General features: G+C 73.6%; 21 protein-coding genes and 1 riboswitch. Of the genes, 10 read left to right on the forward strand and 11 right to left on the reverse strand.

Annotation, left to right across the window (positions count from 1 at the left end):
* The first annotated feature begins 57 nt into the window (after positions 1-57).
* From A4R25_RS04370 to A4R25_RS04380, 3 genes are read left to right on the forward strand one after another with little or no spacing between them, the layout of a single operon-like run.
* Positions 58-1,737, forward strand: a complete 1,680-nt coding sequence (locus A4R25_RS04370) for an extracellular solute-binding protein (protein ID WP_043323449.1) — start codon at positions 58-60, stop codon at positions 1,735-1,737.
* Complete coding sequence (locus A4R25_RS04375; RefSeq protein ID WP_064445683.1) at positions 1,734-2,759, forward strand: sugar ABC transporter permease; 1,026 nt, start codon at positions 1,734-1,736, stop codon at positions 2,757-2,759. The genes A4R25_RS04370 and A4R25_RS04375 overlap by 4 nt, the downstream gene beginning before the upstream one ends.
* Entirely contained in the window at positions 2,756-3,676 is a 921-nt protein-coding gene (locus tag A4R25_RS04380; RefSeq protein ID WP_043323451.1) for a carbohydrate ABC transporter permease, read from the forward strand. The genes A4R25_RS04375 and A4R25_RS04380 overlap by 4 nt, the downstream gene beginning before the upstream one ends.
* A 9-nt stretch (positions 3,677-3,685) precedes the next feature.
* On the opposite strand, the gene A4R25_RS04385 is transcribed toward A4R25_RS04380, so the two are convergent.
* The 5 genes from A4R25_RS04385 to A4R25_RS04400 all read right to left on the reverse strand — a co-directional run bounded on the left by A4R25_RS04385 (position 3,686) and on the right by A4R25_RS04400 (position 8,017).
* A complete protein-coding gene (locus A4R25_RS04385; RefSeq protein ID WP_064445684.1) occupies positions 3,686-4,423 on the reverse strand; it encodes an amino acid ABC transporter ATP-binding protein in 738 nt (245 codons plus the stop codon).
* The gene (locus A4R25_RS04390) at positions 4,420-5,199 is read right to left on the reverse strand and encodes an amino acid ABC transporter permease (RefSeq protein ID WP_064445685.1); all 780 of its coding nucleotides are present in this window, start codon (positions 5,197-5,199) and stop codon (positions 4,420-4,422) included. The genes A4R25_RS04385 and A4R25_RS04390 overlap by 4 nt, the downstream gene beginning before the upstream one ends.
* Positions 5,200-5,237: 38 nt before the next feature.
* Complete coding sequence (locus A4R25_RS04395; protein WP_064445686.1) at positions 5,238-6,092, reverse strand: ABC transporter substrate-binding protein; 855 nt, start codon at positions 6,090-6,092, stop codon at positions 5,238-5,240.
* 110 nt (positions 6,093-6,202) lie between these two features.
* Positions 6,203-6,328: a hypothetical protein gene (locus tag A4R25_RS32010; protein ID WP_255361248.1), complete on the reverse strand. Its 126-nt coding sequence runs from the start codon at positions 6,326-6,328 to the stop codon at positions 6,203-6,205.
* Between the two features lie 33 nt (positions 6,329-6,361).
* Positions 6,362-6,472, reverse strand: a riboswitch (SAM riboswitch).
* Positions 6,473-6,541: 69 nt separating this feature from the next.
* Positions 6,542-8,017, reverse strand: a complete 1,476-nt coding sequence (locus A4R25_RS04400; RefSeq protein ID WP_043323460.1) for an NAD(P)/FAD-dependent oxidoreductase — start codon at positions 8,015-8,017, stop codon at positions 6,542-6,544.
* 363 nt (positions 8,018-8,380) lie between these two features.
* Between A4R25_RS04400 and A4R25_RS04405 the strand changes: the two genes are divergently transcribed.
* Together A4R25_RS04405 and A4R25_RS04410 are read left to right on the forward strand one after the other, a co-directional pair.
* Positions 8,381-9,697: a hypothetical protein gene (locus A4R25_RS04405; protein ID WP_082930908.1), complete on the forward strand. Its 1,317-nt coding sequence runs from the start codon at positions 8,381-8,383 to the stop codon at positions 9,695-9,697.
* Positions 9,698-9,761: 64 nt separating this feature from the next.
* Complete coding sequence (locus A4R25_RS04410; protein ID WP_064445687.1) at positions 9,762-10,214, forward strand: hypothetical protein; 453 nt, start codon at positions 9,762-9,764, stop codon at positions 10,212-10,214.
* 1 nt (position 10,215) lies between these two features.
* Here the strand turns inward: A4R25_RS04410 and A4R25_RS04415 are convergent, their stop codons facing one another.
* Both A4R25_RS04415 and A4R25_RS04420 read right to left on the reverse strand, forming a co-directional pair.
* Positions 10,216-12,747 (reverse strand): DUF6493 family protein, encoded by a 2,532-nt coding sequence (locus A4R25_RS04415; protein WP_064445688.1) that lies wholly within the window; start codon positions 12,745-12,747, stop codon positions 10,216-10,218.
* Positions 12,744-14,078, reverse strand: a complete 1,335-nt coding sequence (locus A4R25_RS04420; protein ID WP_064445689.1) for an SWIM zinc finger family protein — start codon at positions 14,076-14,078, stop codon at positions 12,744-12,746. The genes A4R25_RS04415 and A4R25_RS04420 overlap by 4 nt, the downstream gene beginning before the upstream one ends.
* 59 nt (positions 14,079-14,137) lie before the next feature.
* On the opposite strand from A4R25_RS04420, the gene A4R25_RS04425 reads away from it, so the two are divergent.
* On the forward strand, positions 14,138-14,680 hold the full coding sequence (locus A4R25_RS04425; RefSeq protein WP_064445690.1) for a GNAT family N-acetyltransferase: 543 nt from the start codon (positions 14,138-14,140) through the stop codon (positions 14,678-14,680).
* A gap of 38 nt (positions 14,681-14,718) precedes the next feature.
* Positions 14,719-15,129: a hypothetical protein gene (locus tag A4R25_RS04430; RefSeq protein ID WP_064445691.1), complete on the forward strand. Its 411-nt coding sequence runs from the start codon at positions 14,719-14,721 to the stop codon at positions 15,127-15,129.
* A 47-nt stretch (positions 15,130-15,176) separates the two neighbouring features.
* Here the strand turns inward: A4R25_RS04430 and pgi are convergent, their stop codons facing one another.
* Positions 15,177-16,811: a glucose-6-phosphate isomerase gene (gene pgi, locus A4R25_RS04435; RefSeq protein WP_064446469.1), complete on the reverse strand. Its 1,635-nt coding sequence runs from the start codon at positions 16,809-16,811 to the stop codon at positions 15,177-15,179.
* 243 nt (positions 16,812-17,054) lie between these two features.
* Here pgi and A4R25_RS04440 point away from each other — a divergent pair, with 243 nt between their 5' ends.
* The 3 genes from A4R25_RS04440 to A4R25_RS04450 all read left to right on the forward strand — a co-directional run bounded on the left by A4R25_RS04440 (position 17,055) and on the right by A4R25_RS04450 (position 20,984).
* Entirely contained in the window at positions 17,055-19,025 is a 1,971-nt protein-coding gene (locus tag A4R25_RS04440; RefSeq protein WP_064445692.1) for an ABC transporter ATP-binding protein, read from the forward strand.
* A gap of 77 nt (positions 19,026-19,102) precedes the next feature.
* Entirely contained in the window at positions 19,103-20,152 is a 1,050-nt protein-coding gene (locus A4R25_RS04445) for an aldo/keto reductase (RefSeq protein WP_064445693.1), read from the forward strand.
* A gap of 289 nt (positions 20,153-20,441) precedes the next feature.
* Entirely contained in the window at positions 20,442-20,984 is a 543-nt protein-coding gene (locus A4R25_RS04450) for an RNA 2'-phosphotransferase (RefSeq protein ID WP_064445694.1), read from the forward strand.
* A 7-nt stretch (positions 20,985-20,991) separates the two neighbouring features.
* Here the strand turns inward: A4R25_RS04450 and A4R25_RS04455 are convergent, their stop codons facing one another.
* From A4R25_RS04455 to A4R25_RS04465, 3 genes are all read right to left on the reverse strand, one after another.
* A complete protein-coding gene (locus A4R25_RS04455; protein ID WP_064445695.1) occupies positions 20,992-22,275 on the reverse strand; it encodes a sulfite oxidase in 1,284 nt (427 codons plus the stop codon).
* An 84-nt stretch (positions 22,276-22,359) separates the two neighbouring features.
* Positions 22,360-22,998 carry a hypothetical protein gene (locus A4R25_RS04460; RefSeq protein WP_064445696.1) on the reverse strand — a complete coding sequence of 213 codons (639 nt, stop codon included), beginning with the start codon at positions 22,996-22,998 and terminating at the stop codon, positions 22,360-22,362.
* Positions 22,995-24,401 carry a selenium-binding family protein gene (locus A4R25_RS04465; protein ID WP_064445697.1) on the reverse strand — a complete coding sequence of 469 codons (1,407 nt, stop codon included), beginning with the start codon at positions 24,399-24,401 and terminating at the stop codon, positions 22,995-22,997. Before A4R25_RS04465 ends, A4R25_RS04460 begins: the two co-directional genes overlap by 4 nt.
* Between the last annotated feature and the right edge of the window lie 13 nt (positions 24,402-24,414).

Here is a 24,414-nt window from a genome sequence, read left to right on the forward strand (position 1 = left end):
TTTGTTGACCATCCATACGAACTAATCCACTGCGCATCCCTTCCCGAAGGGGGACCGATGACCGCGCACCACCCCGACCCGGGCTCCTCCCGCCGTCGCTTCCTCGGCCTGGTCGGCCTCGGCGTGGCCGCCACCACCGCCGGCCCGCTGCTCGCCGGCTGCTCGGAGAAGCCGGCCGGCACCGGCGCCGCCCAGAACCTCGACGCCGTCTCCGGCCTGCTGCCCAACCACAAGGACCTGCCCGGCGGCATCAAGCCCGACATCGTCGGCACCCGGCCGGTGCCCGACGGCTACACCCGCTACCCGGCCAGCCTCGTCGACGCCGTCACCGACAAGCCTGGCACCAGCGGCAAGCAGGTCACCGCCATGACCCCCGCCTGGGGCCCGGCGCCGCCCGGCGTCGCGCAGAGCGCCTACCTCCAGGCCGTGAACGCCGAGCTGGGCACGCCCGTCAACTTCACCATCCAGGACGGCAACACGTACGCCGACAAGCTCAACGCGATGCTCGGCGCGCGCGACGTGCCGGACCTGCTGTGCGTACCGGGGTGGGAGGTGGAGAAGATCCCGCGCTTCGCCGAGGCCATCAAGGTGCTCTTCGAGGACCTGACCGACCACCTCAGCGGCGACGCCGCCGCCGCGTACCCGATGCTGGCGAGCTTCCCCACCGGGGCCTGGCGGCGGGCGGTCTGGAACGAGCGGCTCATGTCCGTGCCCAACCCCACCGACGGGCCGTTCCCGTGGGCGCTGTTCACCCGCAAGGACGTCCTCGACGCGCGCGGCCTGGCCGTGCCGGCGAACCTGGACGACCTGCTCGCCGTGGCCAAGCAGGTGACCGACCCGGCGCGCAAGGTGTGGGCGTTCAACGACGTCTTCGCCATGATCCAGATGTTCCACAAGGTGCCGGGTCACAAGGGCGGATGGCGGGTCAAGTCCGACGGCACCCCCGAGTTCAAGTACGAGACCCCGGAGTTCCGCCGCGCGCTGGAGGTGATGGCCAAGATCTACGCGGACGGCCTGGTCCACCCGGACATCGTGGCCAGCAGGGGCGCGGACGCCAAGCAGCTGTTCGCCAAGAACGGCGCGATCGTGTTCCTCCAGGACGGCGTCGGCTTCTGGCAGGGCGCCCAGGCCGAGCACCAGAAGACCAACCCCAAGCTGAACATCCAGCCGGTGCCGATCTTCTCCGCCACCGGCGGCGACCCGCTGGTCTGGGGCGACGACGAGCCGATTTCCTACACGTTCGTCAAGAAGGGCCTCGGCAAGGACCGGGTCCAGGAGCTGCTGCGGATCATCAACTGGTGCTCCGCGCCGCTGGGCAGCCAGGAGGCGCAGCTGCGGGACTTCGGCGTCGCGGGCAAGCACCACAACCCGTCGCCGAACGGGCCGGTCAAGACCGACCTGGCGTTCAAGGAGATCGCCAACCAGTACTTCTTCATCAGCGGCCGCAACCCCACCATCGGGCCGTTCCCGGACACCCCGCGCTTCGTGCCGGACGTGCTCGCGTACTCCAACGAGATGGTCAAGCACATGGAGCCCAACCCGTGGGCCGGGGTGAAGCTGGAGATGCCCGCCGCGTACAAGGCCAACCAGGTGCCCACCGAGGACAAGTTCACCGACGTGCTGCGCGGCCGCCGACCGCTGAGCGACGTGGACGCCATCGTCAAGGAGTGGAAGGCCGCCGGCGGCGAAGAGGCCCGGAAGCTGCTCGCCGACGCGCTGCCCAAGGCGGGCCGATGAGCGAGCCGGCCGTCCTGGCCGGGCCCGAGCGGGCCCGGCCGGACGCCCCGGCCTCGCCCGGCCGACCGCCCGGCCGACCTCCCCGCCGCCGCCGGGTGCCGCTACGCACCCGGCTGCGCCGGGACTGGCAACTGCTCGCCATGGTGGCGCCCGGCTTCGGAATCCTGCTGGTCTTCAGCTACCTGCCGATCGCCGGCAACGTGATCGCGTTCCAGGACTACAACCCCTACCTCGGCGACAACCCGTGGCAGGCGTTCGCGCACAGCGACTGGATCGGCTTCGGCCAGTTCCAGCTGCTGTTCTCCGACCCGGCGTTCTGGGACGCGTTCCGCAACACGCTGGCGATCACCGCGTTCCAGCTCGTCTTCTTCTTCCCGCTGCCGATCCTGCTGGCCATCGCGCTGCACAACCTGCTGTCCAGCCGGCTGCGCGGGCTCATCCAGACCATCGTCTACCTGCCGCACTTCTTCAGCTGGGTGCTGGTGGTCACGTTCTTCGTGGCGATGCTCGGCGGCGCAGGGCTGCTCGCCCAGAGCATGCGCGACGCCGGGATGCAGCCGTGGAACGTGATGACCAACCCGGACACGTTCATCGTGCTGGTCACCGTCGAGGCGGTGTGGAAGGACGTCGGCTGGGGCACCATCGTCTTCCTGGCCGCGCTGTCCACCATCGACCAGAACCTCTACGAGGCCGCCGCCGCCGACGGCGCCGGCCGGTGGCGGCGGCTGTGGCACATCACGCTGCCCGGCCTGCGCCCGGTTATCGTGCTGCTGCTCATCCTGCGCCTGGGCGACGCGCTCTCGGTCGGCTTCGAGCAGTTCCTGCTGCAACGCGACGCCGTCGGCCGGCAGGCCGCCGAGGTGCTCGACACCTTCGTCTATCACTTCTCCATCGCCACCGGGAACTACGGGTACGGCGCCGCGGCCGGACTGTTCAAGGCCGTCATCGGGCTGGTGCTGATCCTGGCCGCCAACCGGGTGGCGCACATGCTCGGCGAACGAGGGATCTACTCCAAGTCATGACCACGCTGATCCGCCGGGTCGCCGGCGACCGATCCCGCCGGCCGGTGTGGCAGGAACCGCCCACCCCGGTCGGGCAGGGCCTCAAGGCCGTCGTGCTCACAGTGCTCGTGGCGGGCGTGCTGTTCCCGCTCTGGGTGATCCTGGTGACCAGCCTGTCCTCGCGGGAGACCATCGCGCGGGCCGGCGGCCTGGTGGTCGTGCCCCGGGGCATCGACACGTCCGCGTACGAGACGATCTTCGCCGGGGGTGCTGTCACCCGGGCCCTCTGGATCAGCACGCTCGTCACGGTGATCGGCACCGCCATCGCGCTGACGGTCACCGTGCTCGCCGCGTACGGGCTGTCCCGGCCGGGCTCGCTGGGGCACCGCTGGCTGCTGGCGTACTTCCTGATCCCGTTCCTGGTCTACCCGCCGCTGGTGCCGCGCTACCTGGTGGTCACCGGGCTGGGCCTGAAGGACACCATCTGGGCGCTGGTCCTGCCACCGGCGATCAGCGTGTTCAACCTGGTCGTGGTGCGCGGGTTCTTCCAGGGCATCCCGTCGGAGCTGCTGGACAGCGCCCGCATCGACGGCGCGAGCGACTTCCGTACGCTCGCGCGCATCGTGCTGCCGCTGTCCCGCGCGGTCATCGCCGTGGTCGGCCTGTTCTACGCGGTCAGCTACTGGAACGTCTGGTTCGACGCGCTGCTGTTCATCGACCGCAACGACATGTACCCGATCCAGCGGGTGCTGCAGAGCTACCTGCTGGCCGGGCAGGCCCCGCACACCTCCGGCGGCAGCAGCGGGGTGACCATGCCGCCGACCGAGGCGGTCAAGATGGCGGTCGTGGTGCTGACCGTCGCGCCGATCGTCGCCGTCTACCCGTTCATCCAGCGGCACTTCGTCAAGGGCGTGCTGATCGGCGCGGTGAAGGGCTGAGGCGGCCGGTCACAGAACCTGGGACAGGAAGCGTCGCAGCCGCGGGTGCTCCGGCGCCTCGAACACCGCCTCCGGCGGGCCGGACTCCAGCACCACGCCCGCGTCCATGAACGCCACCGTGTCGGCGACGCTGCGCGCGAACCCCATCTCGTGCGTCACCACGACCATCGTCATGCCGGCCGCGGCCAGGTCCGCCATCACCGCGAGCACGCCCTTGACCAGCTCCGGGTCCAGCGCGCTGGTCGCCTCGTCGAAGAGCATCACCTGCGGGCGCAGCGCCAGCGCCCGCGCGATCGCGACGCGCTGCTGCTGCCCGCCGGAGAGCTGCGCCGGCCGCGCGTCGGCCTTGCCGGCCAGGCCGACCAGGTCGAGCTGGGCGCGGGCGAGCGCCACCGCCTCGTCCTCGTCGAGCTTCTTCAGCTTGCGCAGCGCCAGCGTGATGTTGCGCAGCACGCTCAGGTGCGGGAAGAGGTTGAACTGCTGGAACACCATGCCGATGCGCTGGCGCAGCGCGTCCGGGTCGTCGCGCAGCACGCTGCGGCCGTCCAGCAGCACGTCGCCCCGGTCCGGCTCGATCAGCCGGTTGATGGTGCGCAGCAGCGTCGACTTGCCGGAGCCGGACGGGCCGATCACGCAGGCGGCGCCGCCGCGCGCCACGTCCAGGTCCGCGCCGCGCAGCACCCGGTGCGCGCCGAAGGCCAGGTGCACGTCGCGGACGGCCAGGCTGACCGAGGTGGTGGTGGTCATCGCGGGTCCTTTCCGGACGGGGTGAGGTCGACCGGCTCGGCATCCGGCTCCGGCTCGGGCGGCGGCGCGGCCGGGCGGCCCTGCCGCAGCCGCCGGTCCAGCCAGTTCACCGCGTGGGTCAGCGGCACGGTCAGCAACAGGTAGAACAGCCCGGCCAGCAGCAGCGCGGACTGGTTGCCGGTGTTGGCGGCGTAGTCCTGCCCGATCCGGAACAGCTCCCGCTGGCTGGCCAGCAGGCCGAGGAAGTAGACCAGGCTGGAGTCCTTGATCAGCGAGATGAGCTGGTTGACCCAGGCGGGCAGCACCCGGCGTACGCCCTGCGGGATGATCACCAGGCGCATCGCCTCGCCCCAGGAGAAGCCGAGCGCCCGCGCGCCCTCCAGCTGGGCGGCCTCCACGCTCAGGATGCCGGCCCGGAAGATCTCGCCGAGGTAGGCGGCGGCGATCAGGGACAGCGCCAGCACGCCCAGGGGATAGGGGTTCGGGCCCCAGACCTGCATGCCCAGCGGCGCCAGGCCGACGCCGATGAGCAGGATGGTCGCCGCGGCCGGCAGGCCGCGGAACACGTCGGTGTAGATCCGCGCCGGCCAGCGCAACCACCGGGTACGCGAGATGCCGGCGACGGCCAGCAGCATGCCCAGCACCGAGCCGAGCAGGGCGGCGGAGACCGCCAGGGTGAGCGTGTTCGGCAGCCCGACGGTCAGCATCTCCGGCAGCGCCTCGCGCATCGACTCCCAGTCGAAGAACGTCTCCCAGAGGGTGCTCAGTGGGTCCATGTCCGCTCCGTCCGCCCTGCTCGTGCTCGGTTACCGGCTCAGGAGGCGGCCGACGGCGCCGGCGCCGCCACCGACCCGCTGCCGGGCTTGAAGTCGGCCGGGATCGGCCGCCCCGGGTAGTACTCCGCCTGCAGGCGGCTCCACGTGCCGTCCGCGATCACCTCGTCGAGGCCCTTGTTCAGCGCCTCGCGCAGCTTGTCGTTGCCCTTCGCCACGGCGAACGCGGTCGGGGTGGGGCTGAGCTGCTTCGCCGCGACCTTGATCTTGCCGTTGCTGTCGGCGGCGGACTTGTCGCCGATCTCCGCCGGGGCGATCCAGGCGTCCGCGGTGCCGGCCTTGAGCTGGTTGATCGCGCTGTTGTAGTCGGGCACGCGCACCGGGTCGAGGTTCTGCTTGGTGGCGTAGTCGTCCTGCACGGTGCCCTGCACCACCACCACGCGCTTGCCGGCGAGCTGGTCGAAGCCGGTGAGCGTGGAGCCGGCCGGTACGTCCAGGCCGAAGTAGCCGAAGTCGTAGCCGTTGCCGAAGTCCACTGTCTTCTTGCGCGCCTCGGTGATCGTGATCGAGGAGCTGCCCACGTCGAACTTGCCGCTGTTGACCTGGGAGAGCAGGGCGGAGAAGTCGGTGCCGACGAACTCCACCTTCAGGTCGATCTTGGCGGCCACGGCGCGCAGCAGCTCGTTGTCGAAGCCGGTGAACTTGCCGTCCTTCAGGAAGACGTTCGGCGGCGCGTCGGTGAGCGTTCCGGCGCGGATCACGCCGGGCTGGAGCAGGCCGTACGGGTTGTCGGCCGCGTCGGTGTCGTCGCCGCCGCAGGCGGTGAGCGCGGTGACGGCGAGCAGGGCCGCCGCGCCGACGGCGGCGGCACGGGTCAGGACGGTACGGAAACGCACGATGTCTCTCCAGAGTGGACGGACGCGCGGAGGTGCGCGTCGGCGCCGGCCCGCCGGACAGACGACCGGGCCGGAGAAGGATGGATCGGAAAGAGGGGGGTGGCGTTCGCTCAGCGCGCGGGGCGACAGGCGTCGCTGCACACCCGCATCAGGTCGACGTGGCGGCGCTTGACCAGCGCGAAGCGGGCCGGGTACGCGGCGACGTCGCCGGAGGGGGTGGAGGGTGGTACGGACATCGGTCTCCCTGGTCTGGTGCTGACCTGGGTGCCAGGCCACGCTTGCACCGGCGGCTGCCGGTGCCTGGTCTTCACCCGGGGCACCCCACCGCGGAGGAGGGTTGCCGGCCAGCGAGCCGGGGCTTCGCGCTGGCGCTCATGACCTGCCCAGAAGGCTAGCAGCACCGCCGGGGCGGCCGTCCAGCGGTTATGACCACCCTCACGCGCGGCGCCTTACCGACGGGCCGGGACGACCGGCGCGTCCCGGCCGGTGCCGTGCCGCGACGGGCTGCGCTGCTCGTGGTAGTCCTGTTCCACGTTGACGGTCCAGACGTCGTGCTCCGCGCCGTGCGCGATGTTCTCCGCGGTCAGCATCGCGGTGAGCATCGAATGGTCGGCGTTGTTGTACCGGTGCATGCCGTTGCGCCCGACCGGGTGCACGTTCGGCACGTTCGCGGCAAGCCAGCCCCGGATGACGTCGACGTTGCGCTGGTACCGCTCGTCGTAGACCGGGTACGCCTTCGGCATCCGGACCACGTAACCGGCCTCCACGCAGCCGGGCTTGACCAGGCCCAGCCGCTCCAGCTCGGCGGTGGCGAACGCGACCAGTTCGGCGTCCGGCGTCCGCCACATCTCGTCGCCCTCGAACACGAAGTACTCCAGCCCCAGGCACGTCCGCCCGTCCTTGACCAGGTACGGCGACCAGGAGCCGAAGTTCTGGATCCGGCCCACCCGGGCCGCCGGGTCGTGCACGTAGATCCAGTTGTCCGGGAATGAGAACTCCTCCGGCACCACGAGCGCGACGGTCAGGAAGTCCCGGTACCGCAGGTCGTCGGCGGCGGCCCGCACCTCGGGCGGCGCCTCCGGCCGCATCGCCCGCACCAGCGCGGAGATCGGCATCGAGGAGATCACATGATCGGCCGGCTCGGTCCGCTCACCGTCCGCGTCGACGAGCGTCACCGCTGTCGCCCGCCGGGCCGCCGGGTCCCGCCGTACCTCGGTCACCCAGGCGCCGGTGCGTACCGTGCCGCCGCGTCGGGCGACCTCCTCGGCGCAGCGCTCCCACATCATCCCGGGGCCGTGCTTCGGGTACTGGAACTCCTCGATCAGGCTGGTCACGTCCGTGCGGTCGCGCCGGGGCAGCAGCGCGTTGCGCATCGCGGTGGCCAGCGACAGGTTCTTGATCCGCTGGGCCGCCCAGTCGGCCTGCAACTGGTCCGCCGGCATCCCCCAGACCTTCTCCGTGTACGTCTTGAAGAAGATCGAGTAGAGCCGCCAGCCGAACCGCGCCGACACCCACCCCTCGAAGTGCGACTGGTCCTTCGGCGGGCGCAGCCGGGCCCGGCCGTACGAGGCCAGACAGCGCGCCGCCTCCAGCAGGCCGAGGTTGCGCAGCGCGTTTCCGGCGCTGAGCGGATAGTCGAACAGCGCCCCGCGGTAGTAGATCCGGCTCATCCGCGGCCGGAGCAGGAAGTCCTCGTCCGGCAGGATCTCGTGCCAGAAGTCCTCGACCCGGGACACCTTGGTGAAGAAGCGGTGCCCGCCGATGTCGAAGCGCCAGCCCTCGCGTTCCACGGTCCGGCTGATCCCGCCGACCACGTCGTCGGCCTCGTAGACCCGGACCGGCTCGCCGTGCCGCAGCAGCTCGTACGCGGCGGTCAACCCGGCCGGCCCCGCCCCGATGATAACGGTTCCGTCGCCGTCACCCATGCCGTCCGCGCCCCCCGCCGCCAGCCTCCCGATGCGGCACCGCGCATACCCGTCCTGCCGCCGTCCTCACCTGCGCACCCACCCCGATGCGCCGCCCACCCACCCCGCCCCGACCCGGCCCGACCCGACCCCGTCGATCATGAAGTTGACGGCGTTTGGTGTCTGATTTGTCGCCGCCAACCTCATGATCGACGCGGGCATGGGGGCGTGCCGGACAGGTGTGTGGGCGGGCCGGACGGGGCAGGCCGGAGGGGTGTGGGCCGGACGGGTGCCGGCGGGGACGGGTGTGGGCGGGGACGGACGGGGAATGCGGGCCGGGCTTCCGGCCGGGCCGTCGGCCAGGGGCCGACCGGTGGGAGCGCGATGACGGAGGAGCGGCGGGTCGATCCCGGTGGCGCGGCCGACCCCGAACGCGCGGCCGAATCCTTCCGCGCGGCCGAATCTGAACGCGCGGCCGGCCCTGCCGTCGGGGCGCGCTCCGGGCGTACCCGGTGGTGGTCGCGTGGAATCCGGGTCGCCCGCGGGGTGCCCGAGCCGTGGGGATTCGTGTTCGCCGTCTTCGTCGGCTCGAAGCTCGTGCTCAGCCTGCTCGGCGTGCTGGTGCTGGCCGCCTGGGACGGGGTGCCCGGCGCGCCGCCGGCCGGCGAGACCGGGATGCGGGAGCAGCAGGACGCGATCTCGTCGCACCGCTGGTTCTCGCTCTGGTTCGCCTGGGACTCGTTCCTCTACGAGCACCTGGCCCGGCTGCCACTGGACCGGCCGTGGCCGGACTTCGGCTTCCCGCTGCTCTATCCGTTCCTGGCCCGGCCGCTCGCGCCGCTGCTCGGCGGTCACACCGCCTGGGCTCTGCTGCTGGTCAGCAACGTGGCGCTGGTGGTGCAGCTCTACTTCGCGTACCGGCTGGGGGGCCGGCTGCTCGGCGGCGCCGCACCGGCCGACGGCCGGCGAGCGGTCCGGTACCTGCTGCTCCTGCCGACGGCGTTCCTGTTCCAGGCGGCGCTCACCGAGTCCCTGTTCGTCTGCCTGGCGCTGGCCACCTTCTGGTACGCCGAACGACGCCGCTGGCTGGTCGTCGGCGTGGTCGGCTACTTCCTGGCGATGAGCCGCTCCGTCGGCTTCCTCGTGGTGGCGCCGCTGGCGCTGGTGCTGCTCCGCCAGCACGGCTGGCGGGCCGGCCCGCGCGCGTGGCCGCGACTGCTGCGCGAGGGCTGGCCGCTGGTGCTGGTGCCGGCGGGCTGGCTGACGTTCATGGCGTTCTGCCGCTGGCAGAGCGGGGACTGGTTCGCCTACCAGCACGCGCAGGAGACCGGCTGGGCGATCCGGTTGCAGAACCCCGTCGCGACGGCGGTGTCCGCGCTGACCGGCGGCAACTCGGCCGACGCGCTGCGGGTGTGGATCGCGGTGGCGACGCTGGTGGTGGCGGTCGTCGGGCTGCGCCGCCGGGCCGACTGGCCGTACCTGGTCTACACGCTCGTCGTGGTGCTGGTGCCACTGTCGATGGGGCCGCCGGTGTACAAGAGCCTCCTGCGCTACCTGCTCGCCGCGTTCCCGGTCGCGTTCGTGCTGGCCCGCTGGGCTCGCCGGCCCGGCCTCGACGGCTGGCTCACCGCCGCGCTGGCGCTGCTGCAGGGCGCGTTGTTCGCGGTCTGGCTCACCTACTGGACCCACCTGATCATCTGACGGCCGCCCCGGCCCGCCGCCCCGTCGTCCGGCGCTTCGCCCGGGCGGACCGCAGAATGGGCTGATGACCGATCGGCGGGTGACCCTGGACGACCTCGGCGCCTGGTTGATCAAGGGCAACGCGGACGCGGTGGACCTTACGGCCCGCTTCGCCGCCGACCCGCGCGTCACCGGCTGGTGCGTCCGCCCCGGCTACCGGGTACGCCTGATGCGCGCCGGCCAGCCGGTGGTGTTCTGGGCCAGCGGCAGCCGGGGCCGGACGCCGTACGGCGTCTGGGGCGTCGGGCGGATCGCCGCCCCGCCGCAGCCCGGCGCGCCGGGCGAGCCGTGGACCGCGCCGCTGGACCTGACGATCCTGGACGAGCCACTGCGGGTACGCCGCGAGGTGCTGCGCGCCGACCCGCGGCTGGCCGGGGCCGAGGTGCTCCGGCAGCCGCAGGCGGCGAATCCCTCGTACCTGACCGTGGCGCAGTTCGACGCGCTGTGCGCCTACCTGCCCGGCGACGGGGGCGGCTGACTCAGGCGGCCAGGGCGGCGGCGAGCCGCCGGGCCTCGGCGACCAGCCGGCTGCTGCCGCCCCGGGCCACCACGTCGGCCAGCCCTGGTACCTCGATCCGGACGCCCGTCGCGGTCGCCGCCTCCGCCGCCAGCGCGAGCAGGTCCGGCGTGCCCCGCGGTGGCGTCGGCCCGGCCAGCAGGGGCGGCAACGCCGCGGCGAGCAGCCGCCAGACGCTCAGCCGGGCGCCCGCCGCCAGCGCGTCCCGCAGCGGCGTGACGGCCCGGGTGAGGATCACCTGCCCCTGCGCCCCCATCTCGCCCAGATGCCCGCCCACCGCCGGCGCGTCCAGGTCACCGGCGGCGGCCAGGAGCAGCAGCGCGTCGAGCGCGGCGACCCGGTCCGCCTCGTGCCGGGCACACAGCCCGTACGCCACGGCCAGGTCCAGCGCCGGACCGCCCGCGCCTGTGCACTCGGCGAGCGTCAGCAGGACCGGCCCACGCCCGGCGAAGTCCTCCTGGGCGGCCATGGCCAGCTCGGGAAGGACCTGGGCGGCGACCACGCCCCGGTGGCCGGGCAGGACGGCCGGCCACAGGTGCCCGGCGTCGAAGATCCGGCGGCCGATCGCCGCCGGCCGCACAGTGAGCAGGCCGAACCGGTCGTCCACGTCGGCCGGTGGGGTGAGCGCGACGAGCCGCCGTCGTTCCGGCAACTGGTCGTAGCTCCAGTCGTAGCGGCCGGACCGGTCCCGCCGGCCCACCGTCACCACCTCATGCACCGGCGCCGGCACGCCACCGCCGCGCAGCCAGGCCGCCAGCTCGACGCCGCCCGGCGTGCCGAGCGCCTCGGCGCGGGCCGCAAGCGGCTCGTCGACCCCGGCCGGCAGGCGCAACAACGCCTGCGTGTAGTCCCACCTCCAGTACGGCCGGTCGCCGAGCGCCGCCAGCCGCTCGTAGAGCACCTGCGGTTCGACCGCCCCGGTGGCCGAGGTGGGCGCGGACAACAGCCCTGGATCGTCACGGCCGTCCAGGCGCTGCCCGGCCTCGGCCAGCCGGAGGCGGTATAGCCACATCGGCGCGGGGCGGCCGGAGGCCACCGCGGCAGGCCCGCCACCAGCCGTAGCCAGCGTCGAGGCCCAGCCGTCGCGGCGCCGGGTGGCGTCCCCGATACGCGCGACGAACAGCAGCAGCCGGTCGATCTCGAACGAGGGGTCGGACCGGGCCCAGATGTGCTCGTACTCGGCCACCTCCTCCCGGCGCAGCACCGGCGCCAGCGCGACCTCGAGACGGTCGCGGTCACGGGTGCCCAGCCGCAGCAGCCCGTCCATGACCCGTTCCAGCACCGAGGCCGGCCACAGTCCGCGCAGTGTCGCCGCCACCTCCTCCACCAGCTCGTCCACGTCGGCGATCGGCGGTGGCGCGGCCGCTGCCGGCAGCGGCGGCGGCAGGTCGTCACGAGGCTCGGCCACGGTGGTGACCGCCTCTGGCCGGTGACCGTGCCGCGCCGCCAGCGCCAGCGCGCGCTCGCGCAGTCCGGCGTCCGGGTGACCGGCCGCCACGGCGAGCACCGCGCCGACCTCCGTGGCCTGATCCGGGTGCTGCCGGGCCAGCCGGTCGAGCCAGGTCAACTGTGCCCGGACCAGCGCCTTCTCCGGCCGGGCCAGCACCGTCCGGGCGGTTTCCCACAGCGCCTCCGGCTCGGCGGCGTCACCGGCCTCCCGCAGCGTCCGCTGGGCGGCGCGGGCCACCGGCCCCGGCCCGTCGGCGAGCAGCCGCAGATAGGCGCTCGACCGCACCGCCACCTCGTCGGGGGTCGGCGCCAGCAGGTCGTGCAGCGCCAGGAACGGGCGCAGCGCGCCGGGCCGGTCGCCGCGCAGCAGCCGGCCGAGCACGCCGTTGAGCAGGGCAGCGCGGTCGAGCCGGCCCTCCGCCGCCAGCGCCGCCAGCGCACGGGGCAGGGCATCCGCGTCCGTGCCCGCGCCGTCGCCGCGGGCCAGTTCGGTGCCCACGCCGTCCACCTCGAACAGGCGCGGCAGCAGCGCGTCCAGGAACGGGTCCGCGCGCAGCCGGTCCACAGTGGGTGGGCGCGTCCCGCGTGGGGCCGGGGAGCCCTGTGCGGCCGTCCACCCGCGCACGAAGTCGTCCCCGGTCGGCGGCGGGGCCTTCTCCGCCAGCAGGAGACCGGCGACGAACCGCCAGCCCGCGAGCATCCGGTCCCGGGGCAGCCGGTCGGCCAGCTTGTACGCCACGTCCGCCAGCCAGGTCACCCCGCGTTCCCGGGCCACGTCGACCACCGGCGCGGCGTCGACGCCGCTCAGCCAGACCGAGCGGCGGCCGAGCAGCGCGGCCACCTTCGTCGGCGTGCTCAGCGTCCCCACCGCTGCGACCGCCAGCGTCGCCGCCTCGCCCTGCCACCACCAGGCGTCCCGCCTGCGGCGCACGTCGGCGACCAGTTCGTCGCCGAGCGCCCGCCGGGCCGGCTCGTCCAACCCGGCCAGGGCGGAGCGGACCTCGGACATCCTGCCGCGCACCACCGCCTCGACGAACCCGGTCACGACAGCACCTCCACCGGCGCCGCGACCATCGACACGGCCAGCGCGTGCCGGCACGGCCCCCGCTGCCCGCGGTGCCGCGCCCACCAGCGACAGGTGCAGGAGTATGCGCCGTCCGGGTGGCGGCGCACCCGGTAGACCTCGGCGTCGGTGCGTACCGTCGCGTCCTCGCCGTCGCGCTCGACCGCGCCGCGCTCGACCAGCGCCCGCGCGCCGAGCAGCCGCGGGTTGTCCCGCTCCGCGCGGCCCGCGTCGTAGGGCATCACCCGGTGGAAGTACGCCCCGTCCGCCACGTCGTACCCGACCCGCCCGGCGGTGCCCAGCTGGGCGAGCGCGGCACGCACCCGCCCGTCGGGCAGCGCGGCGGCGTCGGCCAGCGCGGCCACGTCGATCGTCGGATCCCAGTTGAGCAGCGCGCCCACCAGTTCCGCGTCGTCCACCACGTCGTCACCGGCGAGCGCCGCCAGCGCCGCGCCCTCGCCGGAGAACCCCCGGTACGGCTCGGGGGACAGCGTCAGCGACACCCGCAGCGCCCCGGTGTCCAGCTCCCACGTGCTCGGCACGGCCGGCGATCCGGCGCGCACCGCCGGGCCGTACACCCGCAGCGTGCGGGCGTGGCGCAGCACGCCGCGCAGCGCCGCCAGCCGGCCCGCGCCGGCCAGGCAGACCGCGCCCGGCGCCGGCCGGGAGGTCAGCCGCAGCGTACGCCCGGCGGGCACCGCCCACAGCACGCTGCGGTCCGTCGCGGCGGGCAGCCGGCGCAGGAACGCCGCCGCCTCCGTCGCCGGGATCTCGGCGCGCGGCTCGAAGCCGGCGGTGAGCACGTGCACCTCGGCGAAGCCGCGCAGCCAGCGTCCGGGCAGCGGCACCTTCCGCTCGACCACCGAGCCGTCCATGGTGGAGACGGCCAGGTCGTCCGGGCCGACCGCCACGTGCAGCGGCTCGATGCCGCCCACCCGGGCCAGCGCCTCCCGCAGCGGCGGGTTCACGTCCACGTTCGTGGTGCCGTGGCCGCTGATCTCGCCGTCCAGCCCGGCCGGCAGGACGTCCATCCGGGCGTACACCCCGCAGCAGCCGGAGAACGACTCGAACCGCAGGCGGCCCCGGCTGCCGGTGACCACCGGGTCCAGGCTGGCCGGGTTGACCGGCTGGTGGTAGCGGGTGCGGGCCACCTCGGCGACGGCGAGCAGCCCGGCCGCCGCCGCGGCCGGGGCGGTGAGGAACCCGGCGAAGAAGCGCGGGTTGGCCGCCGGGCCGCCGCAGGTCTGCAGATCGAGACCGGCGGCGCGCAGCGCGGACGGCTGAAGGTATCGGTACGTCTGGACGGCGTTCACGGCGCAGACCGTAGAGGGACCGACCGACAAAAGCGCGACGGTCCTGCTAGCTTCCCCTGATGTTCGCCCACGCCCTCACCGACGACGCGGAGCTGCGTCCACTGTCGCCCTGGCACGCCGACGAGTTCCTGGCCAACCTCGACCGCTGCCGCGAGCACATCTCGCCGTGGGTCGGCGCGTCCTTCGTCGCCACCGACGCCGAGTCGGCCCGCAAGGTCCTCCAGGCGTACGCCGACCGGTGGGCCCGCGACGACGGCGGCCTTTGGGGCATCTGGCAGCGCAGCACGCTCGTCGGCGGCGTGCTGTTCGTGTCGCTGAGCACCGCGCGCGGGGTGTGCGAGGCGGGCTGCTGGCTGGAACCGGGCGCCGAGGGGCAGGGCCTGGTCACCCGTGCCGCGCGCGTGATCATCGACTGGGCGGTGCGGGAGCGCGGCATCCACCGGGTCGAGTGGATCACGAAGGCCGGCAACGACCGCAGCATCGCCGTCGCCAAGCGGCTGGGCATGAGCCGCGACGGCGTCCTGCGCGGGGCCGCCGCGACGCCGGAGGGCCGCGCCGACATGGAGGTCTGGTCGGTGCTGGCGCCGGAGTGGACGGCCTGACCGCCGAAACTGTCGTACCCGGACGTGAACATGTGTCCATGGCTGTCCCCGCACTGGCCGACCGGTCCCCGCAGCCGCGCGCCCTGCCGCTGCGCGAGGTCCGCACCCGGCTCACCCAGCTCGTCTCCCTGGCCGAGCTGACCGACACCGTCACCCTCGTCACCCGCGACGGCGATTCCCGCCCGATCGCCGCGATCGTGCCCGCGCCGGCCGCCCGCACCGGGGCCCAGGCGCGCGCCGACGCCGACCGGGTCGCCGCGATCAGCGCCGGCTGGGCCCGCCGCCTGGAGGAGCTGCACCAGCAGTCCGGCCGGCGGCACGCCGCCGAGTTGCGGGCGCTGGCCGACGCGCTGGCCGAGGCGTGGGCCGAACTCGACCGCCGCGCCCCGGCCGGCGACCCGGCGCTGATCCGGCTGCGCGCCGCGCACGCCGACCTGCTGCGCCGCTGACCCGTGGCGTCCCGGCCGGTCGCGCGCGGGACGCCACGGGTACGCGGTCAGCTCCGGCCGCGCTCGGCCCGGTAGCGGCGGATCAGTTCGGCGGTCGAGGTGTCCACGTCGGCCAGGTCCGGGTCCGGCCCGGTCAGCTTCGGCGCGAGCTGGTTGGCCATCACCTTGCCCAGCTCCACACCCCACTGGTCGAAGGCGTTGATGTCCCAGACCGCGGCCTCGGTGAACGTGATGTGCTCGTAGAGCGCGATCAGCTGGCCCAGCGTCGACGGGGTGAGCTTCGGCGCCAGGATCGACGTGGTCGGGTGGTTGCCGGCCATCACCCGGTGCGCCACCACCTCGGGCGCGGTGCCCTCGGCCTCCACCTGCTCCCGGGTCCGCCCGAACGCCAGCGCGGCGGTCTGGGCGAAGAAGTTCGACATGAACAGGTCGTGCATGTCGCCCAGGTCGTGGTTGGGCCGGCTGAACGCGATGAAGTCCGCCGGGATCAGCCGGGTGCCCTGGTGGATGAGCTGGTAGAAGGCGTGCTGGCCGTTGGTGCCCGGCTCACCCCAGAAGATCTCCCCGGTCGGGTACGTCACCGGCGAGCCGTCGACGCGTACCGACTTGCCGTTGCTCTCCATGGTGAGCTGCTGCAGGTAGGCGGGGAAGCGGTGCAGGTACTGCGAGTAGGGCAGCACCGCGTGGGTCTCCGCGCCGAGGAAGTCGGTGTACCAGACGTTGAGCAGGCCGAGCAGCGCCGGCACGTTGCGTTCCACCGGAGCGGACCGGAAGTGCTCGTCGACCGCGTGGTAGCCGGCCAGCATCTCGCGGAACCGGTCCGGCCCGATCGCGAGCATCACCGACAGGCCGACCGCCGACGGCAGCGAGTAGCGTCCGCCCACCCAGTCCCAGAAGCCGAACATGTTCTCCGGGTCGATGCCGAAGTCCCGGACCCGCTGCTCGTTGGTGCTGACCGCGACGAAGTGGCGGGCCACCGCGTCGTCGTCCGCGTCCAGCCCGGCGAGCAGCCAGCGCCGCGCCTGGTCGGCGTTGGCGAGCGTCTCCTGGGTGGAGAACGTCTTGGAGACCACCACGAACAGCGTGCTCGCCGGGTCCAGGTCGGCGGTCTTGTCGTGGATGTCGGTCGGGTCGATGTTCGACACGAACCGGCAGCTGATGCCCGCGTCCCGGTACGCCTTCAGCGCCTCGTACGCCATCACCGGCCCCAGGTCGGAGCCGCCGATGCCGATGTTCACCACAGTGGTGATCCGCTCGCCGGTGTGGCCGCGCCACGAGCCGGAGCGCACCCGCTGCGCGAACGCCGACATGCGGTCCAGCACGGCGTGCACGTCGGCGACCACGTCCTGGCCGTCCACGGTGAGCGAGGCGTCCGCGGGCAGGCGCAGCGCGGTGTGCAGCACGGCCCGGTCCTCGGTCACGTTGATGTGCCGCCCGGCGAACATGGCCGCGATCCGGTCGGCCAGCCCGACCCGCTCGGCGAGCGCGCCGAGCAGCGCGACGGTCTCGTCGGTGATCAGGTTCTTGCTGTAGTCCACGTGCAGGTCGGCGACCTCACCGGTGAGCCGCTCACCCCGCTGCCCGTCGGCGGCGAACAGGTCGCGCAGGTGCGTGCCGCGCATCGCCTCGGCGTGCTTGCGCAGCGCCTGCCATTCGTCGGTGGTGGTGACGTCCACAGCCATCGGGTCGATCTTCTCCTTCACGACGGGCGGTCGGCCGGCCTGCGCCGGCGAACCCCACAAGCCTGCCACCCGGACCGGTCGCGCGCGACGCGACCCGGCGGCGACCACCGTGCGGGCGGTCTTTCGCCCGCCGCCCGGTGGACACGCGGTTGGGACGCCTGTACGACACGCCGAACACGGGGAGACATCTGTCGATTGCGGAACGTAAGCTCCGGAGTCGTCGGCGTACCGGAGGAGACGCGTATGGCAGCGGTTTTCGGTCCTCGGCGCCCCTCGGACGAGCACCCGCCGGACGAGCCCGCCCCGGCCGGGAGCGCGGCGGGCGACGAGACGCCGCTGCCGGAGCTGGCGGACGGGCACTGGATGAACCGCGCCACCGAGTTCGCCCACACCAGCTTCTGGTCGGTGGCGCGCCGGCTGCCCGCCCTCGTCCGCGAGGCCATCGGCCTGGCCTGGGCGACCAGCCGCCGAGACACGCTCGCCTCGATCGGGCTCAACGTGGTCGCCGGCCTGCTCACCACCTTCGGCCTGCTCGCCACCACCGGCGTGCTCCGGCAACTCTTCGCCGACGGGCCCACACCGGACCGGATCCGGGCGGCCCTGCCCGCGCTCCTGCTCGCGGCCGCCGCCGTGACGGCCCGGGGAGCGCTGACTGTCGCCGCCGGCTGGGCGCAGGCGCGGCTCATCCCGCAGATCAACTACCAGGTGGAACTCCGGCTGTTCGAGGCGACCACCGCTGTGGAACTCGCCGCGTTCGACGACGCCGGCTTCGCCGAGGAGATGGATCGTGCCCGGGATCGGGGCATGGCCGAGGCCGCGTCGATCGTGGACCACACCGTGAACCTGGTGACCGGGGTCGTGGGTGTGCTGGCCACCGCCGCCGCGGTCACCGTCATCCAGCCCGTCCTGCTGCCGTGCCTGCTGCTCGCCGCGGTGCCCGAGGCGGTCACCGCGGTCAAACTGGCGCGGCGGCAGTACCTGGCGCTGCTGGCCTGGATCACCCGTCGCCGCCGGATGTACCTGCTGGCCCGTTTGATGGCCGATCGGCACACCGCCGCCGAGATCCGTGCCTACCAGATGCGGGACTTCCTGCTGGCCGAGTACCACCGGATGATGACCGTCGAGACCCAGGCCCAGCTCCGGCTGGCCCGTTCGCAGACCGTCACCCGAGGACTCGGCCTGTCGGTGACCGGCGTGGCCGCGTTCGCGGTCTACGCCGTACTGGGCGGGCTGCTGATGGGCGGCGTGGTCGCGCTGGCGGCGGCGGCCACCGCGCTGCTCGCGCTCCAGGCCGCGCGGACGAGCCTGCGTACGGCGATCTTCGCCACCAACTCGCTCTACGAGGACGCGCTCTACTACCAGGACTACCGCGACTTCCTCGACCGGGCCACCCGGCGGATCCCAGCCGGCGGGCACCTGCCCGTCGACGGGTTCACGCGCATCGACGTCGAGCGGGTCAGCCTGCGCTACCCGGACACCGACACGGCGGCGGTCGACGAGGTAAGCCTCACGTTCCGGCGCGGTGAGGTGATCGCGCTGGTGGGGGAGAACGGCTCCGGCAAGACCACGCTCGCCAAGCTGATCGCCGGCCTCTACCGGCCCACCGGCGGCACGATCCGCTGGGACGGCGTGGACACCGCCGAACTGGACCCACGGCAGACCGCCGCCCAGGTCGCGGTGATGAGCCAGGACTGGTGGAAGTTCCCGTTCACCGCCCGGCAGAACATCCGCGTCGGCCGCCACGACCGCGCCGACGGGCCCGGCCCCAGCGTGGAGACCGCCGCCCGCGACGCCGCCGCGCACGACATGATCAGCGAGCTGCCGTTCGGGTACGACACGCTGCTGGACCGGCAGTTCAAGGACGGCCAGGACCTGTCCGGCGGGCAGTGGCAGCGGCTGGTGGCCGCACGAGGCCTCTACCGCGACGCCCGGCTGCTGATCTGCGACGAGCCGTCCGCAGCGCTGGACGCGCGTGCCGAGCACGCCCTCTTCCAGCATCTGCGGCGGCACCCGGACCGGGCCGTCGTGCTGATCACCCACCGGTTGGCGAACGTGCGGCACGCCGACCGGATCTTCGTGATGGACCACGGCCGGCTCGTGCAGTCCGGCAACCACGACACGTTGATGGCCCAGGGCGGGCTCTACCGCGAGCTGTTCGAGTTGCAGGCGGCCGGCTACCTCGCCGGCAGCGCGGAACCCGCCGCCGACGGTTGACCTCCAGCGCACTCGAACTCCTACCGTGTCCGGACCGCGCGCCATCCGGCCGGCGCGGTGCGAACCAGGGAGCTCACATGCGCTATCGCGTCCTCGGCGGCACCGGCATCGAGGTCAGCGTCCACTGCCTCGGCACCATGATGTTCGGCGCGGTCGGCAACCCCGACCACGACGACTGCGCCCGGATCGTCCACGCGGCACTCGACCGCGGCGTCAACTTCGTGGACACCGCCGATATGTACTCGGCCGGCGAGTCCGAGGAGATCGTCGGCAAGGCCCTGCGTGGCCGCCGCGACGACGTGGTGCTCGCCACGAAGGTCCACTTCCCGATGGGGGAGGGGCCCAACCGGGGCGGCAACTCGCGCCGCTGGATCGTCCGTGCGGTCGAGGACAGCCTGCGCCGGCTGGGCACCGACTGGATCGACCTCTACCAGGTGCACCGCCCCGACCACACCACGGACGTCGAGGAGACGCTCGGCGTGCTCACCGACCTGGTCCGGGCCGGGAAGATCCGCGCGTTCGGCTGCTCGACCTTCCCGGCCGAGGAGATCGTGGAGGCGCACCACGTCGCCGAGCGGCGTGCGCTGGGCCGATTCCGCACCGAGCAGCCGCCGTACTCGATCCTGGCGCGCGGCGTCGAGACGTCGGTGCTGCCGGTGTGCCGCCGCTACCGGATGGGCGTGCTGGTGTGGAGCCCGCTGGCCTCCGGGTTCCTGTCCGGCCGCTACCGGCAGGGGCGGCCCGTCGACCTCGGCGCCGGCCGTCCGGCGCTCACCCCGGCCCGGTTCGACCCGGCGCTGCCGGGCAACGCCGCCAAGTACGCCGCCGTCGAGCAACTGGTCGCGCTCGCCGACGAGGTTGGCTGCACGCTGCCGCAGCTCGCCGTGGCGTTCACCGCCGTGCATCCGGCGGTCACGTCGACCATCATCGGGCCGCGCACGATGGACCAGCTGGACGCGCTGCTCGCCGGGGCGGAGCTGACGCTCGACGACGCGGTCCTGGACCGTATCGACGAGATCGTCCCGCCGGGCACGAACCTCTACCAGCCCGACGGCGCTTGGTCCCCGCCCACGCTGACCGACCCGTCCCACCGCCGCCGCCCCCTCCCAGCCCGAGCCGCTGCCTGACCCCTCGCTCCTCCCGCCCGCCCGTCCCGCCCGCCCTCAGCCCTCCATCTCGCCGATCATGGGGTTCCTGCCCCGGCAAAAGACCGTAAACCGGGCACCCGAGGGGCCGAAACCGCAAGATCGACGAGGCGAGGCGAGGCGAGGCGGGTGCGGTGGGCGGGGCGGAAACGTGGGGCGAGGTGGCGCGGGGAGGCGCTGCGGAAGGGGCGAGGCGGGGCCGGGGAGGGGCGAGGGGGTGCGGGTGGGGAACTGCGTCGACAGGGCAGGGGCGTGGCTCCACACTGGGCGGGTGGAACATCGGGATCTTGTTCGGGTGAGCAAGCGGCTGTCGCTGGCGTTGCGGCACCGGCCCGACGCGTACGGCCTGCGGCTCGACCGGGCGGGCTGGGTGCCGGTCGCGGACGTGCTCACCGGGCTGGGGATCAGCCGCGCCCACCTGGACGCCGTGGTCGCGGGCAACGACAAGCAGCGCTTCGCGGTGGAGACCGGTCCGGACGGGGCCGACCGGATCCGCGCCAACCAGGGGCACTCCGTTCCGGTCGACCTCGGCCTCACCCCGGCCGCGCCGCCGCCCCGGCTGTTCCACGGCACCGGCGAGGCCGTGCTGGACGCGATCCGGGCGCAGGGGCTGCGCCGGGGCGGGCGGCACCACGTACACCTGTCACCTGATGTGGCGACGGCCCGGCGCGTCGGCGCGCGCCGGGGCGGCGCGGTGGTGGTGCTGACGGTGGACGCGGCGGCGATGGCCGAGGCGGGGTACCTGTTCTACCGCTCGGCGAACGGGGTGTGGCTCACCGACACCGTGCCGCCGCCCTACCTCGGCACCACCTGAGCGGGCGTCAGCGGACGGTGACCGGGTGGGCCACCACGGCGTCGAACAGGTACGCGAGGTCGTTCACGGCGGCCCGGTCGGGCTGGACGACGCCGGTGCAGTCGGTGGCCCGGGCACGCAGCGTGTGCCGGCCCGTGGCCGGCGGGCGCCAGCGGACGGTCCAGCGCTGCCAGGCGCCGCCCCGGTCCGCGGTGACCAGGTCGGCCGGGCGCCACCCGTCGCCGGTGTCCACCTCGACGTGCGCGATCGGGCCGTTGCCGGACCAGGAGCGGCCGGTCAGCAGCACCTCCTCACCGGCCGGCAGCCGGGCGTCCCAGGGCAGCTCGAACGCGCTGCGTACCGGCTGGGCGGTGAGCGCGGTGCCGCCGGCGGGGTGGCCGGGGCCGAACATGCGGTAGAACTGCGTGTTCCACGGCGAGAACAGCGGGGTGGTGGAGACCTCGATCGCGCCCACCCACTTGATCGAGGCGATGCCGACCCAGCCGGGCACCACGACCCGCACCGGGAAGCCGTGGTCGGCTGGGAGCGGCTCGCCGTTCATCTCGTACGCCAGCAGCACGTCGTCGAGCGCCTTCGCGATGGGCATCGGACGGCGTACCCGGCCGAGGTTGACCCCGCCGGTGACGTAGTCCGGGTCGAGGCCCTCGGGCATCACGTCGACCGCCTCGTCGCGCAGCCCGGCCAGGCGCAGCACCGTGCCGAGCCGCACGCCCCGCCAGCGGGCCACGCCGACGCTGCCCAGCCCCCACGCCACGCCCGGGGCGGGGTCGCCCTGCTGCTCGGCGAAGTAGCGCCGCCCGTTGCCGGCGCACTCCAGCAGCGCCGCGTGCTCCTCGGCGGGTAGCCGGCGCAGCTCGTCGAGGTCGAACTCGACCGCGTCGTCCCGGGTCGGCGTGCCGCGCAGCCCGTCGCCGAACAGGCGCAGCCGCCAGGTGGCCGCGTCCAGGTGCGGCGTGACCGTGTGGTTGCGGACGAAGAAGCGGTCGATCGGGACCACGTACTCCTGGCCGGCCATCGACGGCCAGCGCATCTCGGCGTTGGTGTCCAGCGGGCGCAGCAGGTCCGCCGGCAGCGGCTTGACGATCGGCGCGCCGGGGTCGACGCCGACCGGCGCGGACGTCACCGCTACCGGCTCGCGTTCCGCGGCGGCGGCGGTCACCGCGGCCATCGCCGCACCCACCTCCAGCAGCCGGTCGCGGTCGACGCCCGGCCCGTGTGCCTGCCCGGCGAGCCACTGCCGGCTCCGGTCGGCGTCGTGGACGGCTTCGGCTGAGGACGGGGACTGACTCACGGCTGACCTCCGGGATGGGCGACGCTGCCTTTCCTATTCAACCAGTAGGACTTCCCGTCGATCCATAGCAGGTCGGCGGCACGGTCACGCCGCGCCGATCAGCGTCACCACCCCGGCCACCACGAGCACGCCGGCCCAGAGCCGGTCGACGTTGAACCAGGCCCGGCGCAGCACACCGACGCCGAGCACCTCGTACACGGCCACGGCCACGGCCAGCGCGACGCCGAGCATGGCGGCGGTGTGCACGGCCGCCGCGAACAGGCCGGTCAGCGCGCCGGCCGGCGCGGCGGCGAGGTGTCCGGCGTGCGGGCCGCCGCCGACCGCCGGTTCGGCGAGCAGCACCGGCAGCAGCATCAGGCCCGCGCCGTGCGCCGCCGACATCAGGAACGACCAGGCGGTGAGCTGCGCGGCCGACAGCCGCATCCCGGCCCACCGGAAGTGCCGGTCGGACAGCAGCCGCCACAGCCCGAACCCGACGAGCAGCACCCCGCCGGTGACCGCGACCGCAGTGCTCGCCGTCACCGACCGGGTGGCGCTGACCAGCGCGGCGACCACCGCCACCGACGCCAGGTGACCGGCCGCGATCGGCGGCAGCGCCGCCAGCAGCGCCGCCCGTCGGCGCTCCTGCAGGCCCCGGGCCACCGCGAACAGCCAGCCCATCGCCGGGTTCAGGCCGTGGAACGCGCCGAGGCCGGCCAGCGCCGCCCAGGTCGCGCCGGTCACGGGAAGCAGTACGAGTCAGATGACGCGTCGCCGCCCTGCAACCGGGTCTGGTGCACGCGCAGGCCGCGGAACTCCTCCCCGCGCGGGAAGAACCGCGGATCCGGCACGAGGCCGCGGCTGCCCGGGTCGACGTCGAGCTTCGCCACCCAGGCGCCCACCCCGTCGGGGTAGAACTGGTCGTCCCAGGCGCCGTAGAGCGAGTTGCTGACGTAGACGCGGCGGCCGTCGCGGCTGATCTCGACCATCTGCGGGCCGCCGGCCAGCGGCTCGTCCGGGTACGCCGGGTGCGGCGTGCGGTTGACGATGCCGCCCAGGCGCACCGAGCCGACGCGTACCGGGTGGAACGGGTCGCTGACGTCGTAGCGGATCAGCTCTCCGGTGCCCCAGCAGGAGACGTGCAGGAACCTGTCGTCCACTGACAGGTCGATGTCGGTGACCAGCGGCGGCACCGCCCCGAACGGCTTGAGCAGGTCCGGCAGGTCGGCCGGGTCGGCCGGCTCGGCCGGGATGTCGATCACCTTGGTCACCGCCCAGGCGTCGCCGTCGCGGTGCCACAGCCAGATCGAGGCGGACAGGTCCTCGACGCTGATCACCACCCCGACGAAGCCGTACGACTTCGTCGGGTCGTGCGCGGGGCGCAGCTCCAGCGGCATCTGGTACTGGTCGCCGAGGTCGACGCGCTGCACGTGCCGGCGCTTCGCCAGGTCCCAGAAGTGGATCGCGTGCCCGTACTTCCGCCCCAGCAGCAGTTCCCCGACGATGCCGTCCTCGATCATCGACGGCGTGCCCCACTCGCTGGTGACCAGCACGTCCTGCGTGTAGTGCCACCAGAAGTCGTACGCCAGGAACTGCGGCCCCCGGTCGGCCTCCCACGCGCCGCGTACCTCGAACGTGGTGTGGTCGAGCACGGCGATGCCGCCGGGCCCCTCCTGTCCGTCCGCGCCGCCGAGCGCGGAGACGTAGATGCCGTCCGGCCCGCAGTGCACGGTGTGCGGGCGGGAGTATCCGGCGCGCTTGCCGAGTTCCTCCGGGCCGATCACCTTCACCAGTTCGGGGCGGCGCGGGTCGGGCTTGGTGTCGAGCACGTGGATCCGGGACGAGCGCAGGCCCGGCACGATCAGGTAGCGGCGTTCCACGTGCGGGTGCGGCGCGGTGGGGCAGAGCGCGCTGCTGCAGGCGTTCCAGCCGAAGTGGTGCAGCTCGTCGCCGGTGTTCGGCAGCTCGGTCCAGCCCACCACCCGGCCGTACGAGTCGGAGTCCGGGTCGGTGTCGAGCACCGCGATGGCGTCGGGGCGCTGCCCGGCGCGGTCGAACGCGGCGACGTACGCGAGTTTCTCGGCCGGCGCGGTGGCGGCGAGCGCGGGGGAGGGGTAGAAGGTCGGGTCGGGGGTCCAGCGGGTCATCGGTTCTCCCTCG

This window comes from Micromonospora sp. NBRC 110037, from assembly GCF_001652995.1.
Taxonomy (GTDB): domain Bacteria; phylum Actinomycetota; class Actinomycetes; order Mycobacteriales; family Micromonosporaceae; genus Micromonospora; species Micromonospora chalcea.